This is a genomic window from Pedobacter psychrodurus, from assembly GCF_032678585.1.
GTDB classification, from domain to species: domain Bacteria; phylum Bacteroidota; class Bacteroidia; order Sphingobacteriales; family Sphingobacteriaceae; genus Pedobacter; species Pedobacter psychrodurus_A.
Genome location: NZ_JAVTSN010000047.1, coordinates 20,684 through 38,114 on the forward strand (window position 1 = coordinate 20,684; position 17,431 = coordinate 38,114).

Consider the following 17,431-nt stretch of genomic DNA (forward strand, 5'->3'; position numbering starts at 1 on the left):
TATATGATACAATTAAAGTGAAAAGGTTTAATAGTCTATTTCATCATTTGTAATAAAAGCTTCAATTTTTTTCGCTGCGATGTGAAATGATGCTTTTAGAGCGCCTACAGAGGTGCCCAGAACTTCCGAAATCTCTTCATATTTCATATCGTCGAAATATTTCATATTGAAGATGATCCGTTGTTTTTCAGGTAAGGTAAGGATTGCTTTTTGCAATTTAAGTTCGAGCTTATCGCCATTAAAATACGATGAAGCCACCAGGTTATCGGCAAGCTCAGATGATACTTCATCCAAAGGAGTATTGTTGCGCTGTTTTTGTTTGTTTAGAAAAGTGATCGATTCGTTGGTGGCAATGCGGTAAATCCAGGTATATAATTGAGAATCACTCCTGAATTTTTCGAGGTTTTTCCAAACCTTTACAAATACCTCCTGCAAAAGATCATCACAATCATCGTGGTTTAAAACCAGCCTGCGGATATGCCAGTATATTTTCTGCTGATATTTTTTTAATAACAGGTTAAAGGCTTCATTTCGCGTACGCTCTACGGCAAACAGAGCAAGAATTTCTGAATCTTCAACTTGTTTCATAGTAATATAGATTTGAGATGTGAGAATTGAGATATGAGATTTGACTTTAGGTATCAAACCTCATATCCAATTTTTCAAATCTATTTTTTTCTGCCGATTACTTTTTGAACAGCTTCAACAATGTTTACAGCATCTAAGCCATATTTAGACATTAATTGATCTGGTGTTCCGCTTTCGCCGAAAGTATCGTTAGTGGCTACAAATTCTTGTGGGGTTGGCAATTCGGTAGTCAACAAACGTGCTACGCTTTCGCCTAAACCGCCAAATTTATTGTGCTCTTCGCAAGTCACTATACAACCTGTTTTCTTCACCGATTTTAAGATTGCTTCGTCGTCCAAAGGTTTAATGGTGTGGATATTGATGATTTCGGCATCGATACCCAATTCAGCTAATTTTTCTCCAGCTTCAATTGCTTTCCAAACCATGTGGCCTGTAGCAATAATGGTCACATCTGTACCTTCGTTAACCATCCATGCTTTACCAATCTCAAATTTTTGATCAGGATCTGTAAATACAGGAATTACCGGGCGACCGAAACGTAAATAAACGGGGCCTTCGTATTCTGCAATGGCTAAAGTTGCTGCTTTAGTCTGGTTATAATCGCAAGGATTAATCACCACCATTCCTGGCAACATTTTCATTAAACCAATATCTTCTAAAATCTGGTGGGTAGCACCATCTTCGCCTAAGGTTAAACCCGCGTGTGATGCACAAATTTTAACGTTTTTGTTAGAATAAGCTACCGATTGGCGGATCTGATCGTAAACACGACCGGTAGAAAAGTTGGCAAAAGTACCTGTGAAAGGAATTTTACCACCAATGGTCATACCTGCTGCAATACCGATCATATTTGCTTCTGCAATACCAACCTGTGTAAAACGCTCAGGAAAATCTTTAATAAAAGCATCCATTTTAAGCGATCCAACTAAATCGGCACATAAAGCAACTACATTTTCGTTTTTCTTACCAGCCTCATGTAAGCCAGCACCAAAACCCGAACGTGTATCTTTTTTTTCTGTATATGTATATTTTTTCATTGTTTTTTAGATATGAGATATGAGATTTTAGAGGTGAGCTTGAGCGATAGTTCGTCTCAAATCTCATGTCTTCTGTCTCCAATCTGATTTAGTAATCCCCTAAAGTTTCTGGTAATTGCGCTAAAGCTAAGGCCAATTGTTCATCATTTGGCGCAGTACCGTGCCATTTATGCGAACCCATCATATAATCTACACCAGCACCCATTTGTGTGCTCATTAAGTTTAAGATTGGTTTACCTTTTCCTGTTAAAGTTTTAGCGTAGTGTAATCCCTCAACAATTGATTGCATATCGTTACCATCAGTATTGATTACATGCCATCCGAAAGCTTCAAATTTTGCTTGTAAACTATCTAAAGAAAGTACCTTTTTAGTAGGGCCATCAATCTGCTGACCGTTATAATCTACACTGCAGATTAAAGTATCCAACTCATGGAATGGTGCAAACATAGCTGCTTCCCAGTTTTGGCCTTCTTGTAATTCTCCATCGCCATGCAGCGTGAAAACGTAAGATTTATCACCATTTAATCTTTTGGTTAAGGCAGCACCGATAGCTACCGACATGCCCTGACCTAATGAGCCAGAAGCTACACGGATACCTGGTAAGTGTTCGTGTGTGGTTGGGTGACCCTGTAATCTTGAATCAAGTTTACGGAAGGTTGCCAATTCACTTTTATCGAAATAACCTGCATGCGCAAGCGTGCTGTACCAAACCGGAGAAATGTGCCCGTTAGATAAGAAGAATAAATCTTCACCAATACCGTCCATAGTGAAATCTTTCTTGTGGTTTAAGACTTCAAAATATAGGGCGGTAAAAAAATCGGCGCAACCTAATGAACCACCTGGGTGGCCTGATTGACATCCGTGAACCATTCTTACGATATCTCGTCTGATCTGAGAGGCAATATCTTCTAGCTCTTTAATTGTATGTTTCATTAAAATAAGAGGTTGTTGTTACATAGCAAAGGTAATATTTTACCCGCTATATCATAATTAGTTATTGATTAAATCGAGTACTTGTTGTGTTGAATTTTTGGTGTCAACTTTTTTAATGATATGCGAAATTTTTCCGTCGCCATCTATAATGAAAGTGGTGCGTACTGTACCCATGTATTTTTTACCGTACATGTTTTTCTCTGCCCAAACACCATAATCGTTTACAATCTTCTGATCGGTATCTGCCAGTAGGGTAAACGGTAGGTTATGCTTCGTTACAAACTTATGGTGCGATTTTTCATCATCAACACTAACGCCTAAAACCATAATTCCTTTAGCCTGTAAACCCTGATAGTTATCCCTGAAATCGCAAGCCTCAGCCGTACAGCCTGGGGTATCATCTTTCGGGTAAAAATAAAGGACAACGGTTTTGCCTTTATAGTCGCTTAAAGAAACATTAGCTCCATTTTGATCTTTTGATGTAATTGCAGGTGCCTGATCACCTTCTGTTAACTCTGCCATATATAATGATTGAATTTTGAATGATTGATTTTTTGAATGATAGATGGTTTAACCATTTTCGCAATTTAAACAGTTTAACTTATTATACTGTTCGATATATGTTAAAAGATGACATTTTTTAGTACAAATCATTCCGTTTTGACCGCACTTTGATCATGACATCCTTAAATCTTAAAAATCCTGTTCCTATTTAAAGAACGTTACAGTATATTTTCTGGTATTCTCTTTCATATCCATTACCACCAATTCTAATGTATGTTTTCCTGCGCCAGTTCTTTCGTCGAAACTGTGCCACAGGGTCGCTGTTTTTGTGTCAAACTCCATTAAAACCCACTTGCCATCAATATAACCGTTAAAACTTTTAATGCCAGACAGGTTATCGCTGATTTTGAAAAATATTTTCGATAAACCAGCCATGTTTTTTCCTTCAGCAATATTTACGGGTACTACCCTTGGTGCAATGGTATCGGTAGCAATATAAAAGCTGCCGAAATTTTTTGGCGTAGCCTTAACATAGCCATTTTCGAAAAATCCACCTTGCGAGGAACCATTCGTATTTACAATTAAGGCCTTGCTTCTCAGGTTTTCGGGCAGATTATCCGCTTTGATCGAGATGTCGAAACCAATATGTAGTGGTGTATAACGATTGTGAATCTGGTGTACAGCCGACCATGCATTTCCGGTTGGTTTAGGTAGTTTTTTATAGGTGAAATTTAAATCACTATATAATGTTCCCAACGGGAAAACAACTTTAATATCATCGGTATTAAACTCGTTTACCCTATTGTAAGGATAAATTATTCCGGGAGGAACAACCGGACTTGCAATAGGTGCTGAGCCCGCATTTACGGTAAAGGGTAAAACGGATGAGTTTCCTTTTGAATCGGTAATGATGTAACGGAGTTGGTGTTGTGCGCCATCATTAAAATTAATGCGGCCACCGTTTACCAAACCACTATAAATTTTTAAAGGGTTACCAGGTTCTACAAAGCTTTTTTGGATACTCCTTTTGGTATCTAAATAAGTAGGATAATCGATATGCGAATTGATGGCCTTGCTGTCTTCGAAAGCAAAACGCTCCAAAGCCGAAGTGTACACTTTTTTGCCATCAACTTCTAACTGGATAGAATATACACCGTTTGTGCCCGATAAACCGTTGTGCCGATCGGTTACTACAATACCAAAGCCAACTTCTCCGGTTAAACTGATAGGGGCGGTGGTTTTGTAAGTTCCATTCGAACCCGTAATACTAATGGCCTGCTTTGGGGTAAATTCGTTAAAAGTTTTGCCATTTAAACGGTAAACATATAAACCATGGATCACCGGAGGGATGTTATCTGGAATAATAATGCCGAAAAACTGCGGGTTTATCGTCTCTTCTGTTTTGGTATCCCTGATTTCGAAGTGTAAATGTGGACCGCCCGAACTGCCACGGTTACCAGACCACGCAATAATTTCGCCTTTATGTACCGGAATTAATGTGGCATCAGGAAATTCATCGATCTCGAACGATTTTTTTTCGTATTCGAGGTTTTTAACAATGGTCGCAATTTTTGGGGCGAAACGTTGTAAGTGGCCATAAACGGTAGTAAATCCGTTCGCATGGTTGATGTACAAAGCTTGTCCAAAACCACTATTCTGGACCCTCAATCTCGAAATGTAACCATCGGCTACGGCATAAACGGGGTAACCTTCGCGCTGGTTGGTCCTAAAATCGATTCCGGAGTGAAAGTGGTTACCACGGATTTCTCCAAAAGATCCTGCAAGGGCAGGAGGAGTAATATCGAGCGGCTGCCTGAAATCGGTTATAGGATACTTATTCGTGCTGAAAATCTGTTGCGCCTGAACACAAACTGAGGCAAATAAAAGGCAAATTGAAACGGAAAATTTTAACTTGTACTGGATCGGATTTTTAATCATTCGTTACTTTACATCAAAATTTAAAAGTTGCTTTCCTTCTAACCAGGCTTCTAGTTTATCGCCCCTATTTGTTTTGCCTACACCCTGTGGCGTTCCGGTGAAAATTAAATCGCCTTTTTTTAAGGTAATATACTGGGAAACAAAGCTAATTATCTTCTCGAACGAGAATAACAAATCTTTAGTATGGCCAACCTGACGGCTTTCTCCATTAACCTTTAGCTCAAAATTTAAATTGTAAAGATCTTCGAAATCACTTTTGGGAAGAAAAATACTGATGGGAGCTGAGTTGTCAAAAGCTTTGGCAAGTTCCCATGGCAATCCTTTTTCTTTGTGTTTAGCCTGGATATCGCGAGCGGTAAAATCGATGCCCAAACAAACTTCATCGTAATAATTGGCCGCAAATTTTTCGGCAATATGTTTTCCTTCCTTGCAGATTTTTAGCACCACTTCTAATTCGTAATGAACGTCATCAGAGAAATCTGGCAAATAAAAAGGTTTGTTGTCTTTTAGAACGGCCGTATCCGGTTTCAAAAAAATTACTGGAATAGTTGGAACTGGATTGTTCAGCTCTTTTGCATGTTCGGCATAGTTTCTGCCAATGGCGATGATTTTCATTCTTAAGAATATGAAATATGATAAAATAGAAGGGAATTAAATCCGCATCAATCAAAAATAGAAAAGAAAATGATGTTATAAAACTGAGATGCGTTTTACTTGACTTTCTGACCCTGCGATAACCCTTAAAAAGTAAATACCAGGATTTATTCTGCTTGGAATAACGAAACTTTTGGTCTGTTCGCCCGCATTTAAGCGTTCGTTTGCTAACGTTGTTACCTCATTACCCAATAAATCGATGATTTTGATTGTCGTTTGAGTACCATCTTTTCCAATAGATAAGATAATATTTAACTGATCTTCTACCGGATTCGGATATATTTTTACAATGGTTAACAATTTATCTTTTGCTACAACCGCTGTGTTTTTTGGTGTTGTTGAATACGTATTGAACATTCCCGAACCACCAATAGAAGTGTAAAGTGGTTTATAGGGGGTGATATTTGCTTTGATTTCAGGAATTCTACTTGTTTTTTTAGTTCTGTTTTTTAAGCTAATGTGGATACTATCAGCTTGTTGTGCCCAAGAATTTATTCCACATAACAAAACAATGCACAATGTGCAGGCTAGTTTTGTGAGGAACGTTATCTTAGCGTAGAGTTTCATCAAATTGGTATAGCAAATGTATTAATTTAAAACAAAGAAATTAAACATTTTGTTTAAAAGCCATAATTTAACACAATTTAACAATAAAATTTAATTTTCATAGTGTTAAAAATACACAATAATTTGGTTGTTAAATTGTTATAGTTAGTTTACTTTTGCCGCACTAAAATAATCAACGAAGTGTCAAATCATAAAAATGTCAACGCGTTAACCGCCGGCGGTGTTCTAATTAGTTTAGGGATTGTGTTCGGTGACATTGGTACATCACCATTATATACACTTAACGCAATTTTTACCAGTATTCTGGGCGTAAAAGGAGGAGTGGTTGGAAGTCCGGGATCGATAACCACAGATGTTGTTCTTGGCGTACTTTCTTGTATCATCTGGACACTTACCCTGCAAACCACCATTAAATATGTTATTATAACATTAAGAGCAGATAATAAAGGTGAGGGCGGGATTTTCTCTTTATTCTCTCTGGTAAGGAAAAAGGCAAAATGGTTAATCGTACCAGCAGTTGTTGGAGGTTGCGCATTGCTTGCCGATGGGGTAATTACGCCAAGTATCACGGTAACATCAGCCATAGAAGGTTTAACCAATAAGTTCGATATACCAGTAGTACCCGTAGTAATTGCAATTCTAACGGTTCTTTTCATTATCCAGCAGTTTGGAACCAATTTGGTTGGGAAGCTGTTCGGTCCTGTAATGTTTGTTTGGTTTACGGTTTTGGGTATAGCCGGGCTTTTATTCATTGTAAAGGACTTTAGCATATTAAAAGCGCTTAATCCATATTATGCCGTGCATTTATTGGCCACCAATAGTAAGGCATTTATTATCTTGGGAGGTGTTTTTCTCTGTACTACCGGGGCAGAGGCATTATATTCGGATCTGGGGCACTGCGGTCGTAACAACATCAGGATCAGCTGGATCTTTGTGAAAATAACACTGATTTTAAATTATTTAGGTCAGGGTGTTTGGATTTTGCAGAACGAAAGCACTTTCATTCCGAGTTCGAAAATGAATCCTTTCTTTCAGATTATATCGAGTCATTTTCAGGTGCCAATGGTGATTTTGGCTACCATGGCGGCGGTTATTGCAAGTCAGGCGTTGATTAGTGGTTCCTTTACCTTAATCTCAGAGGCGGTTCGTTTAAACCTTTGGCCGAAAATCAAAATCGTATATCCATCTGTTCAGAAAGGCCAGTTATATGTGCCTTCTATTAATTGGATGCTTTGGTTAGGCTGTTGTAGTATCGTGTTTTTCTGGAAAGAATCGTCTAAAATGGATGCCGCTTATGGCCTGTCTATTACCATAGCGATGCTGATGACCACCATTTTGGTAAGTGTGTATTTAAGGAGCAAACGTTTCCCAAAATACCTGATCGCGATTTTTATTTCCGTATATGTGATTATTGAAGGTACTTTCCTTTTCAGTAACCTGCACAAATTCTCTGATGGAGGTTGGTTAACGGTACTGATCGGTTCGGCACTTTTCACTGTGATGTGGAGCTGGTTTGTGGCACGCAAGATTAAAAACAGATTTGTTAAGTACGTTGAAATTGAAGATTATTATGAGATTTTAAGCGAGCTGAGCAATGATGAATCGGTTCCAAAATATTCGTCTCAACTGGTTTATTTAACGAGTGCGAACTTTAAAACAGAAATCGAATCGAAGATTATCTATTCCATTATTCAAAAGGAACCAAAACGTGCCGATGTGTACTGGTTGGTGCATGTGGATGTAATGGATGAGCCTTATACATTAGATTATAAAGTTGAATTCCTCATCCCTGGTAAACTGATCAGAATTGATTTTAGATTGGGTTTCAGGATTGAACAACGGGTAAATTTATTGTACCGCAAGGTGGTTGAAGAACTGGTTAAAAACGGTGAAATTGATATTACGAGTCAATATACTTCATTGAATAAACATAAGATTGCCGGCGATTTCAGGTTCGTGCTTTTAGAAAAACACTTGTCTAAATTTACGAAATTGAGTTTTTACGAGCGACAGATCATGGATTACTACTTTATCCTGAAAAAACTAAGTTTATCAGAAGAGCGGAGTTTTGGTTTAGACAGCAGTTATGTTGATGTAGAAAAGGTTCCATTAATTTTTGTTACACCTGACGATATCGAATTACATAGATTGCCAGTTTAATTGATGAGGATGGCTATTTTAATATTGGGAATCGGCTTGTTCATAGCTGGGCCCGTAGCAAAAATATATCACCTTGATCATGCCAATAATTACATGATTGCATCTGGGTTAGGACTTGTGATGATTACCGTACTGGCTTTTATAAAAAAGAAATAAAATGAATCCTATCGGTCTGTGTCTCCACCGACCGATAGAGTTGAGGGAAACTTATGTTAAATTACTCCCTTATCCTTAGGTATTTACTCATGGTATTGGTGTAATTATCATCAAAACTAACAGATGAGATTTCTTTATATTTAATCTTTGTCGGTTCATCATCTATGTACCCTGCAGGATCGAAGTTCAGGATTTTTAAACTTCTTCTTTTCACTTTTACAAGCTCTCCGATTTTAAAAAAGAAGCGATCGTTGTTTTCGTTTTCTACAGCACATTTTAAGTTTATGTTTTTTATAGAATCGAAAATGCTTTCCCAGCTTTCTAGATCAATTTGGTAAGGCAGTTCGATCAGCTTTTTGTGGCCTTCCTGTTCCATAATGGAATCATAGAATTGATCAAATTCATTATGCCTGATTTTTGTAATCGAGGCTATTGGAAATATACGGTATCCGTCAAATACAAAATTATTATCCTCTACAATCAGAACGAAATCAAATGAATGAGTCAGAATGTAGCCGCGTGAAATTACATAAGATTTGTTGCCAACGTCTCTTTTAATCTTGACATAGTTTTTCTCTATCTGGTGTTTCTCTATTTTCTCAAAAATTGTCATATCAGTTATTAATGGCTTAAGGCTTAAACTTCCGGATTTGCCAGCTTACTGTGTCTGTAACCGTAAGCAAAATAAACCACAAGACCAATTACCAGCCAGATGCCAAAACCGATCCAGTTCGAAATGCCCAGTTCGCACATCATATACAAACAGCTGATCAATCCTAAAACGGGGATTAACGATAAGTTTTTGGTGATACAATAATAAGTAATCACCACGCAGATGATCAGAAAAATCCACATCGGGATTTTGTGTTTGAACAGGCCCCAGCCACTTTCGTATTTCTTTTCTACTGATACTTTGGATGCAGAAATAAACTGTTCGTAACGATCTGCAGGTAATGCACTCAGGTATGATTCTGCATCAACTTTCTCCGCTAAAATAATTTGTGGAGCTGCATTTTTAACAATTTCTTCCTTTACTATTTTAAGTTCGTCGCCGCTTAGGGAAGTCACAAAACTTACCGTTTGGATGGTTTTAGGCGAATTGAAAAAGAAAGCTTTTGTTTCTTTCCCATATTTTGTAAACGAGAAAATAATCGTCGCAATTAAGGCAATTGGAATAATGAATTTACTGTTTAAATAAGGTATTTTAAACTTCCCACGTTGTACATCAGGCCTGTTCTGTAATACCAAAACACCTGCACAAACCAATACGAAAGCGAAAAGCGTTCCAATAGAACAAAGATCGGTAACGATGGTCAGGTTCATAAACAAGGATGGAACTGCCACAACAAAACCAACTACTATGGTGGCAAAGGAAGGCGTTTTATATTTCGGGTGGATTTTTGAAAACGATTTTGGCAATAATCCATCCCTGCTCATACTCATCCAGATGCGTGGTTGACCCATTTGGAAAACTAAAAGTACACTGGCCATGGCAAAAACAGCACTTACTGCAATAATACCACTCATTAATTTTAAATTAATCTGGTCGAAAACGAATGCAAGTGGATCGCCTACGGCTAGTGTGTCCGATTTAACAATACCGGTTAAAACCAGAGCAATGGCAACATAAAGGATGGTACAGATGATGATCGCCCACATCATTCCGCGGGGAAGATCACGTTGTGGGTTTTTACATTCTTCGGCGGTAGTCGAAATGGCATCGAAACCGATATAAGCGAAAAATACTGCCGAAACGCCTTTTAAAACTCCGGCAACACCATTAGGCGCAAACGGATCCCAGTTTTTGGTATCTACATAAAAAATACCAACAGCTAAAACCAAAAGAATTACGGCGAGTTTAACCACTACCATGGCGTTACTGGCGTTGCGGCTTTCCTTCATGCCACGGTAAATTAACCAGGTAATTAAAATGATAATGCCCAGGGCCGGAATATCTGCAACCAGATGAAAACTACCGATTGTTGGAGCGGTAAGCCATGCGTTATTGGCCAAAGCCGTAGCCGCATCTAAATCAGCCAGGTTTTTGCCAGCTGCTAAAAGTGCTTCAGCATGTTTATGTCCGTTATATGCACTTAAGTAATCCATTGTCATCCAGTCGGGTACATGGATGCCATCTATGCCGAGTGGCGGTATTTTTATGGTGGAGAGTAATCCGGTAAAGTAATCAGACCAGGATATGGCTACGGTAATGTTCCCAATGGAATATTCCATAATAAGCGACCAGCCGATAATCCATGCCACCAGTTCGCCAAAGGCTACGTAAGAATAGGTGTAAGCACTGCCCGAAACCGGAACCATAGAAGCAAACTCTGCATAGGCAAAAGCAGCAAAACTACAGGCAACTGCTGTAAAAATAAACAAAAAGATTACCGCCGGACCGCCATCTGCACTTGCCTTGCCAATCGTACTAAAAATCCCTGCCCCAATAATCGCTGCAATTCCAAAAGCTGTTAAGTCGCGTACTCCGAGTGTTTTATGTAATGTGTTTTCGTGGTCGCCATAGCCTTTTGCTGCATCTTGTAATATCTTGGAAATAGATTTCTTTCTGAATAGCTTTTCGAACATCTTTTATTTGCTTGTTTCTTCAAACTTATAAAAAGTTTGGCTAAAAACGTTTAAAGCAGGATATAATTTTCATTACACTCCCTTTAAGCCATAATTGCCATCCTAAATCGCCTGATTTATTAGATTTAAGTAAAAATCTGCAATTATTTGGCTAGAATAATCCTTTGTTTGATTCGCATAATTTTAGGCTAAATGAAACTGTTAATTTTGTCGCTCTTAATCAATCAGGTAAATTAAAAGCCTTAAGTTCTTGTTTGATTGGAATATTTATATATCATTACAGTCACCCTATGAATGCAAATACGTCACAAATAAAATATATCAAAGAAGGTAACCAGGGTTTAGCCACCATCCTGGCTTTTGCTTTAATTCCGCTTTCAGGTTTTGCTACCGATATTTATATCCCATCATTACCTACAATGGCTGGCGAAATGCAGGTAAGCAACGTACAGGTACAACTTACCTTAAGCATTTTTTTAATCAGTTATGGTGTTGCCCAACTTTTTATTGGTAGTGTACTCGATAGTTTTGGGAGATATAAGATCTGTTTATACTCACTTTTAATCTTTGCTGCAGCCAGTATTATCATCGCTACTACGCATAACATTTACCTGATCTATTTGATGCGCATTGTTCACGGACTTACTGTAGGCGCAATCGTGGTGGCAAAAAGGGCTTACTTTGTCGACCTTTATGAAGGCGACCAGCTAAAACACTATCTCAGTATGTTTTCCATTATTTGGTCTACCGGACCAATTGTTGCACCATTTATAGGCGGATATCTGCAAACGGCATTTGGCTGGGAATCGAACTTTTATTTTTTGGCTGGTTTTGCATTGGTGTTTGCTGTTCTTGAGCTCTTGTTCAGTGGCGAAACATTAAGGCACTTTACCGATTTTCAACTCAAAAAGATCACTAAAATCTATGTTGAAATGATTAAAACCACTAGTTTTACACTCGGTATTGTGATGTTGGGTCTGGCTTATTGTATGGTGATGGTTTACAATATGACTGGTCCGTTTATCATTGAGCACCATTTCAATTTCTCTCCGGTTATTGCCGGTTACAGTTCGCTGTTTTTAGGTTTCGCCTGGATGGTGGGCGGCTTTATCGGTAAGGCAACCATTAATAAACCTTTTTTTAGAAGATTAATGATCAATTCGCTGTTCCAGGTGGCTTTTGTGATCCTGATGATATTGAGCTTAAATTTCGTGTCGAACCTTTGGTCGTTAATTTTCTTTGCCTTTCTGATCCATGTAGGAGCAGGATTTACCTTTAATAATTACTTCACTTTCTGTTTGAGCAAATTCCCGAAAAATGCGGGCATAGCCGGTGGATTAACGGGAGGGATTACTTATGTAATTGTTTCTTTTCTGAGTTATGGCATTGTAAACCTGATCCCGGCTAAAGATGAACGTAACCTGAGCTACAGTTATCTGATCATGATCTTGATATCTGTTTTGGTGATGTTTGTTATTTTGAAACTCAGAAGAAAAGAAGAGGTATAACTATCATTTAATCCGGCCTTCCTCATCCGTTACACTGGTTTTCCGCTGGCGGGTGCCCTTAATACTGCTGCTGCCAAAAATATAATTGAGGCTTAACCTGTAAACCCTGCTTTCTTGTTTTTGGGTTAGGTTATAATCTAAACCCGAAAGCGCACTGCTGATTCTTGCTTTTCTGTTATCGAAAACATCATTGGCTGCAAGTTTAACATTGAGTTTCTTATCGAAGAATGATTTCTTGATTCCAAAATCTATTCCATAATAGGGCTTAATGGCATAGGTGCCATAAATCTGCGAGGATGCATATTCTCCTGAAAGCTCTGCTGATGCTGAGGGGCTCAGGGTAAAAGTGTGACTACTGTTTAATGTAAAATTCACTTTCTTTCTGTCGTATACGAAATCACCCAGGTTTGCGGTTTTGATCTGGTTATAGGTGCTGGTAAACGTATTGTCCATGCTCCAGAATTTGGTAATGGTTGTAGGGTAGCCGATCGTTAAATCGTAGGCATATTGTTTATCGAGGTTTTTGACGGTTTGATATAAGGTCTTCTTCTCATTTTCAGGCAGCAAAACATCGAGGATTAAGTTGTTGGTAATGCTGTAACCCAATGAAATATTCAATGTTTTTTTATAATTATAGGCGAGTTGAAAAGTATTGGTATACTGCGGGTTAAGAAAAGGATTCCCCTGACTAAAAGTATATAGATCAACAAAATAAACAAAAGGATTAAGTGATTTATAATCAGGCCGGTCTATCCTTCTATTGTATGAAAAACCGATTTCATGATTGGGATTTAAAGTTTGGTTGATGTTAAAACTTGGGAAAAAATCAAAGTAACTGCGCTTTACAATCTTATTGTCGCTAATGGAGTTGCCCTTAGAGTTGGTTTGTTCGGTTCTCAAGCCAATTTCTACACTGGTCGACTTAAACTCGTGCTTTAGTGTAGCATAAGCAGCATTGATGTTTTCGTCGTAAATAAAATGGTTGCTTCTGCCCACATCATTCTTCCAATCTGTTCCGATCAGGTTTTCGAATTGAAAATCATTATCTGTATTTACCCAACTGCTTTTTAAACCTACAGCTAATTTAGTAGTGGTGTTTAGCGGAAGTGCATAATCAATTTTCGCAGCTTTAATTGTGATAAAAGAAGGGGTGGCATTTCGAAAAATGGCAGGTGATTTATACATTGAACCATTTTGATCGAAAAAGGAGTTCTGGTAAATGGTATTTTCTTCACTGTGGTATTTCGCATAATCTAAATCGATCGATAACTCCTGGCCTAAAGTATCGATTACACTTTTGTAATTGAGGTTATAAGCCTGATTGCGGTATTTATTCTGTGCTGGATTATCAGCAACAATCGATGAATCCACCTGTGCAAAACTTCGGCCAATAGCGGTTAGGCCGTTAGATGCATCATGACCATTGTTAAAGTAACCTGTGGTGAGGAAACCCAAAGTGTTTTTATCGTTGATGAAATAATCAATCCCAGCTTTATAATTGTTGTTATGTGTAGATCTTGTTTGCGTATTCGATTGATGGAAATAAGTATTTTGATCACTGCCATTTACTACCCTTAAAATATCCAGGTTTTCGGTAGCTTTATTGTTGTTGTTGGCGAAACTGCCAAAGATGTTCAGGTTTTTGTTCCGGTGGTTAATAGATATTCCGGCATCGCTTTTTGGATTCTTGCCATAACCAAAATCTAAATCGATGTTTCCATTGGTGCCGTAACTGGCGTTCTTTTTTAACCTGATGTTGAGCAGACCTGCGTTTCCTTCAGCATCATATTTGGAAGAAGGGCTGGTTATCAGTTCAATCGTTTTTATTTCATTGCTATTTAAAGATCGCAATCTGATAGCCAACTGTTCGGCAGATAAATAAGTCGATTTTCCATCGATGAGCACATTTGCACCTGACTTTCCCTTTATGCTGATGATCCCATCCTGATTAACGGATACACCTGGCATTTTAGCAAGCACTTCGAGGGCAGTATTTCCGGTAGAAACAATGCTGTTTTCTACATTCATTACTGTTTTGTCGTTATGGCGCTCTATTAATGCTTTCCGCGCAGCTACCACAACACTTTCGAGTTCTTTTACACCAGGCTCCAGGCTGAAGCTTAAATCGAGACTGGTTTTGCCCGTAAAAGCTTCGTGTATTTCTTTTAAAGGTCGATAACCTACAGCCTTCACCTCTACGGTGAATTTATTTGCCGGGAAGTTTGCCAACATATACTTCCCTTCATTATCAGAAGTAACTATTTTAATAAAAGCAGTATCTGCCAAACTGGTAAATTTGAGGCTAGCGGAGACTTTAACGCCATTTTTATTCATTACTGTGCCTGTAATGTGAATTCTTGTAGTCTGCGCAGAAACTACATTTAAAAATAACAGGGAGAGTACAAAATACGGAGCAAATATTTTCATTTTAATTAGGGAGCTGATGATTAGTTTTCCTCTTATCTGATTAAGAATTAGAACGAAACTAAATCATTAGGTGCATTAACCCTTGTATTTTAACAATGTTTAACCCAATTAACATTTTTTTACATTCGTTTAGTTCAATGGTTCATTATTGCCCAAAACTCATATGATGGTGCATATCTATAGCTAAGTTGAAGCTACCGTAATAATACTGGCCACGGAGGTGCAGAAACCAAAGAATAATTTAGACGAATTCTTCATGGTTTGTCACGCTGAGCGGAGTCGAAGAGTCTTTACAATATGCGTATCTTCTGTATTTAGATGTCCGAATGTCTGGGCAGGGAAGTAAGGATGAACACAGCGTTTTTTGCACACGGCAACCCTGAACATGCTGTCATGCTGAGGCACGAAGCATCTGTTTCATAGGGTTCAGATGCTTCGTGCCTCAGCATGACATTAAAAATTATCCTCCGTGGCAAACTTTCACCAAACAAAAAAGTCGTGGTATTTTGCCACGACTTTCATTTATTTAACTGTGAGGGAAAAGCCTTCCAGCCCTCCACCTTCAAACCTTCTAGCTAACCTAATTTCTCCAGCTCAGCTTTCACAAAACTGGCCAGTTCTTTTACATATTCGGCGCTGAAATCAAATTTGATGCCTGCGGTTTCATATATCTCGTTCATCGGTTTGGTATAACCCAAAGCAAGTGCAGCCAGATATTGTTCTAAAGCCTTTTCAGGGTTTTCTTTATAATTTTTCCAAACAGCGATGGCGCCTAACTGGGCAATCGCATATTCGATATAATAAAAAGGTACTTCGAACAAATGCAGTTGTTTTTGCCATCCGTTTCCAAATTGTTGTTCTAAATCTGTCCAATCGGCAAAACCTGCACCAAAACGGTTAAAAATCTGTTTAAAGGTTTCTTCCCTGTCGGCAGCGGTATGGTTAGGGTTGGTATAGATCCAATGTTGAAACTGGTCGATCACAGCAACCCAGGGCAAAGTTTTTAAAACATCAGCCAATTGCTCTTTTTTGGCACGGTTTAAATCTTCTGCATTGTCGAAATAAACATCCCAATTGTCCATAGAGATCAACTCCATGCTCATTGAAGCCAGTTCAGCAACTTCAGATGGACAGTGTTTAAAATCGTTTAACTCTAAATTTGCAGTTAAAAAAGTATGCACCGCATGTCCGCCTTCATGAACCATAGTGGTTAAATCACGCAATGAGTTTGCTGAGTTCATGAATATAAACGGCGCTCCGGTTTCGGCTAAAGGATAGTTATAACCACCAGGTGCCTTGCCTTTTCTGCTTTCAACATCAAAAAGGTTATTGGCTTTCATGGTAGCCAATTTTTCGCCTAATTTTTGATCAATGGCGTTAAAACAGGCAATACTTTTATCAATCAGTTCTTCGCCATTGTTAAAAGGTTTTAAAGCGGGTTTGCCGCTTATGCTCACTTCTAAATCCCAGGGTTTTAATACCTCAAGACCTAAAGCTTCGCGGCGTTTTTCGGCTTGTTCTTTTAAAATCGGCACAATCTCTTTTTCGATGGCATTGGCAAAATCGTAACAATCCTGCGGGGTATAATCAAAACGGCCCAAAGCCTGGAACATATAATCGCGGTAGTTCTCAAAACCAGCGTTTAAAGCTACCTGGGTACGCAATTTAATAAGCTCATCAAAAAGCATGTTTAAATCATCCTTATCTATTAAGCGGCGTTGCTGGATGGTTTTCCAGGCATTTTCGCGTACTTCACGGTTTAAATCTTTGATGAATATAGAAGCTTGCTCCAGGGTATATTCCTGACCGTTTAGCTCCACACTCATTGCGCCGGTAGTGCTTTGGTATTTCTGTTGTTTCACCTGTAATTCGGTAAACAGCTCGATATTTTCATCGCGGTATAGCTCTAATGCTTTTTTAATCGCGCGGCTGTAAACAAAATATTTCTCTTTGTCAAGATCCTCCATAAACGGACTTTCGACAAACTTCTTGTTCAATTCATTGGCTAACGGAGAAATTTTCGGTTCAATTTCTGTGGCAAAGTATTGGAAGTTTTTAACCAGTTCTTCGTTTGCCGTGTCGCAGCTCATTTTAATATACCTCCAGGCAAAATCTTCTTCCAAAGCGGCCTCAAGCTCAGAACGGTCTTTTAACCATTGTTCTAATTCAGCTGCGCTACTTATTTCACGGTTTTGCAGTTCGGTGAAAAGTGGTGCTAAGCTTTCCCAGGTAATGGTTAATTCCTGAGGGATATATGTTCTGGGTTTTTTCGTTATAATCATAGTATTTAATTATTGAATGAGAGAATGATGGAATGAGAGAATGAGAGAATGGTTTTCATTCAGTCATTTAAAACTCAATCATTCTGTCAT

13 protein-coding genes are annotated in these 17,431 nt (G+C 38.4%); 2 read left to right on the top strand and 11 right to left on the bottom strand.

All coding sequences use genetic code 11. From position 1 onward, the window contains the following. Positions 1–27: 27 nt before the first annotated feature. The 7 genes from R2S57_RS24485 to R2S57_RS24515 form a co-directional block, all read right to left on the bottom strand. Positions 28–588: an RNA polymerase sigma factor gene (locus R2S57_RS24485; protein ID WP_316827181.1), complete on the bottom strand. Its 561-nt coding sequence runs from the start codon at positions 586–588 to the stop codon at positions 28–30. Between the two features lie 80 nt (positions 589–668). After that, positions 669–1,625 (bottom strand): transketolase family protein, encoded by a 957-nt coding sequence (locus R2S57_RS24490; RefSeq protein ID WP_316847549.1) that lies wholly within the window; start codon positions 1,623–1,625, stop codon positions 669–671. 88 nt (positions 1,626–1,713) lie between these two features. Beyond that, complete coding sequence (locus R2S57_RS24495; RefSeq protein ID WP_316847550.1) at positions 1,714–2,559, bottom strand: transketolase; 846 nt, start codon at positions 2,557–2,559, stop codon at positions 1,714–1,716. A gap of 57 nt (positions 2,560–2,616) precedes the next feature. Further along, positions 2,617–3,081: a thioredoxin-dependent thiol peroxidase gene (gene bcp / locus R2S57_RS24500; protein WP_316847551.1), complete on the bottom strand. Its 465-nt coding sequence runs from the start codon at positions 3,079–3,081 to the stop codon at positions 2,617–2,619. A gap of 186 nt (positions 3,082–3,267) precedes the next feature. Then, entirely contained in the window at positions 3,268–5,001 is a 1,734-nt protein-coding gene (locus R2S57_RS24505; RefSeq protein WP_316847552.1) for a M23 family metallopeptidase, read from the bottom strand. A 3-nt stretch (positions 5,002–5,004) separates the two neighbouring features. Further along, the gene (locus R2S57_RS24510; protein WP_316847553.1) at positions 5,005–5,616 is read right to left on the bottom strand and encodes a fumarylacetoacetate hydrolase family protein; all 612 of its coding nucleotides are present in this window, start codon (positions 5,614–5,616) and stop codon (positions 5,005–5,007) included. 75 nt (positions 5,617–5,691) lie between these two features. Next, positions 5,692–6,222 (bottom strand): T9SS type A sorting domain-containing protein, encoded by a 531-nt coding sequence (locus tag R2S57_RS24515; RefSeq protein ID WP_316847554.1) that lies wholly within the window; start codon positions 6,220–6,222, stop codon positions 5,692–5,694. 180 nt (positions 6,223–6,402) lie between these two features. Here R2S57_RS24515 and R2S57_RS24520 point away from each other — a divergent pair, with 180 nt between their 5' ends. After that, entirely contained in the window at positions 6,403–8,382 is a 1,980-nt protein-coding gene (locus R2S57_RS24520) for a KUP/HAK/KT family potassium transporter (RefSeq protein ID WP_316847555.1), read from the top strand. 217 nt (positions 8,383–8,599) lie between these two features. On the opposite strand, the gene R2S57_RS24525 is transcribed toward R2S57_RS24520, so the two are convergent. Both R2S57_RS24525 and R2S57_RS24530 read right to left on the bottom strand, forming a co-directional pair. Continuing rightward, complete coding sequence (locus tag R2S57_RS24525) at positions 8,600–9,151, bottom strand: hypothetical protein (protein ID WP_316847556.1); 552 nt, start codon at positions 9,149–9,151, stop codon at positions 8,600–8,602. A 23-nt stretch (positions 9,152–9,174) separates the two neighbouring features. Next, complete coding sequence (locus tag R2S57_RS24530) at positions 9,175–11,124, bottom strand: amino acid permease (protein ID WP_316847557.1); 1,950 nt, start codon at positions 11,122–11,124, stop codon at positions 9,175–9,177. A 290-nt stretch (positions 11,125–11,414) separates the two neighbouring features. Between R2S57_RS24530 and R2S57_RS24535 the strand changes: the two genes are divergently transcribed. Next, positions 11,415–12,632 carry an MFS transporter gene (locus R2S57_RS24535; protein WP_316847558.1) on the top strand — a complete coding sequence of 406 codons (1,218 nt, stop codon included), beginning with the start codon at positions 11,415–11,417 and terminating at the stop codon, positions 12,630–12,632. A 3-nt stretch (positions 12,633–12,635) separates the two neighbouring features. Here R2S57_RS24535 and R2S57_RS24540 read toward each other — a convergent pair whose 3' ends face one another. Together R2S57_RS24540 and R2S57_RS24545 are read right to left on the bottom strand one after the other, a co-directional pair. After that, positions 12,636–15,059 carry an outer membrane beta-barrel protein gene (locus R2S57_RS24540; protein ID WP_316847559.1) on the bottom strand — a complete coding sequence of 808 codons (2,424 nt, stop codon included), beginning with the start codon at positions 15,057–15,059 and terminating at the stop codon, positions 12,636–12,638. A 575-nt stretch (positions 15,060–15,634) separates the two neighbouring features. Beyond that, positions 15,635–17,341, bottom strand: a complete 1,707-nt coding sequence (locus tag R2S57_RS24545; RefSeq protein ID WP_316847560.1) for a M3 family oligoendopeptidase — start codon at positions 17,339–17,341, stop codon at positions 15,635–15,637. Positions 17,342–17,431: the final 90 nt, after the last annotated feature.